2 protein-coding genes are annotated in these 1,414 nt (G+C 58.4%); one reads left to right on the top strand and one right to left on the bottom strand.

The features are described from left to right. Positions 1-141: 141 nt before the first annotated feature. Complete coding sequence (locus tag DWZ15_RS10055; protein ID WP_118450781.1) at positions 142-663, bottom strand: nitroreductase family protein; 522 nt, start codon at positions 661-663, stop codon at positions 142-144. 291 nt (positions 664-954) lie between these two features. On the opposite strand from DWZ15_RS10055, the gene DWZ15_RS10050 reads away from it, so the two are divergent. After that, complete coding sequence (locus DWZ15_RS10050) at positions 955-1,245, top strand: CDP-alcohol phosphatidyltransferase (protein ID WP_118260475.1); 291 nt, start codon at positions 955-957, stop codon at positions 1,243-1,245. The last annotated feature ends 169 nt before the right edge of the window (positions 1,246-1,414 follow it).

Genomic DNA, 1,414 nt, shown 5'->3' with positions numbered 1-1,414 from the left:
GAGCCGCATTTGCGCCAAGGTGACGTGAAATGAGAGGGCGCTAACCTTTTGGTCGCGCCCTCGAAATTGAACGTCAGATTGGCGCAAATGGGGCTCGCGCAGCGTCAGCGGGGCCGCCGTTCGTTAGAACGGCGGAACTAATTACCTGACGTACACGATGTTGTCGCGGCGGGGTTTGGCCTGGGGAAGCACGTCTTCGGCATAGCCCAGAATGCAGTTGCCCACACCGCGCAGGCTTCCGTCGGCGGGCAGACCCCACTTGGCCAGCAGTTCCAATCCCTCGGGTGAGTCAAAGACCTCGTGTGCTCGGTGGATCCAACACGAATCGACGCCCAGCGCATAGGCAGCGTTGAGCAGGTTGCCCATGGCGAGCGAGCCGTCTTCCAGGTGCGTGGGCACGCTGCGGTCGACGAGCACCGCCACAACGGTCTTGGCGCCGTAGAAGGGATCTCCCTCGCTACCCATAACCTGGGCGTTGAGCTGCGAGAGGCGCTCGACGGTTGCGGGGTCGGTGACGGCGACGAACGTGACCGGCTGGCGTCCCATGCCGCTCGGCGCATACTGACCGGCTTCGATAATGCGTGCGAGCTTCTCGGCCTCGACAGGGCGATCGCTGTATTTGCGGCAGCTGCGGCGATGGATGAGTGCCTCGATGGTCTCCATGTGTCCTCCTGACGTTGGTTGCGATGCCTCGTTCTTACCCGCCGAACCAAAACCGTAATCGCGCCGTCGGCCCCAAACAATGCAAGCTACCGAGTGGAAAAGTTGGTTTGCATAAAACTTCAGCCGGAATGTGACAGACCGGTGGGATGATTAAACGTTTTATCCCGTCTACCCTGCGGTTTTTTACCACTTGCCTAAATGATGCGCGCATAAGCCCTGATAAAGGTTTTACTAAAGGAGTACCAACGTTTATCAACGCGCCATGGTGGCGCCGGGCCAGGAGGTAACATCATGTTCCAGGCTGGAGATGTCGTCGAGACCGACTTCGAAGGATTTCTGAAGCTGTTGCGTTCCAAGACGCGTGCTTTCGTGTCGATCAACGATCACGAGTACTACATCACGCACACCGATGGCTATTGGCGTGTTCAGGATTGCGAGGCCCTCAACGATAAGGGCCACTTCACTGACTGCTCCGAGCTGGTCAACACGGTCTGCGAGGTCGTCGAGCTGCCTTGGATCTGCGGCAAGAGCCTGCACGACAGCTTCTCGGGCGCCACGGTCTACGAGGCCGTCGCTGCTTAACAGCCAACAATCGATATTCTCTCGCAACCGCCGGCGCCGCCCCGCGCCGGCGGTTTTTCTTGTCGATATGTTGTATAGGTCACACGTCTTGCACGGCGCCCTTGACGATAGTCAAAACTCGGAGGTTGATTTCCGATCTCAGCCGAACACATTGAGCAAATAGGCCATT

This window comes from Collinsella sp. AF29-7AC (assembly GCF_003475665.1).
Taxonomy (GTDB): Bacteria; Actinomycetota; Coriobacteriia; order Coriobacteriales; family Coriobacteriaceae; genus Collinsella.
This window is presented reverse-complemented; position numbering and strand designations above follow the sequence as displayed.

Bases quoted from the DNA above. Each gene is read 5' to 3' on its own strand.
- DWZ15_RS10050 (WP_118260475.1), top strand. From the start codon at position 955: ATGTTCCAGGCTGGAGATGTCGTCGAGACCGACTTCGAAGGATTTCTG.
- DWZ15_RS10055 (WP_118450781.1), bottom strand. From the start codon at position 663: ATGGAGACCATCGAGGCACTCATCCATCGCCGCAGCTGCCGCAAATAC.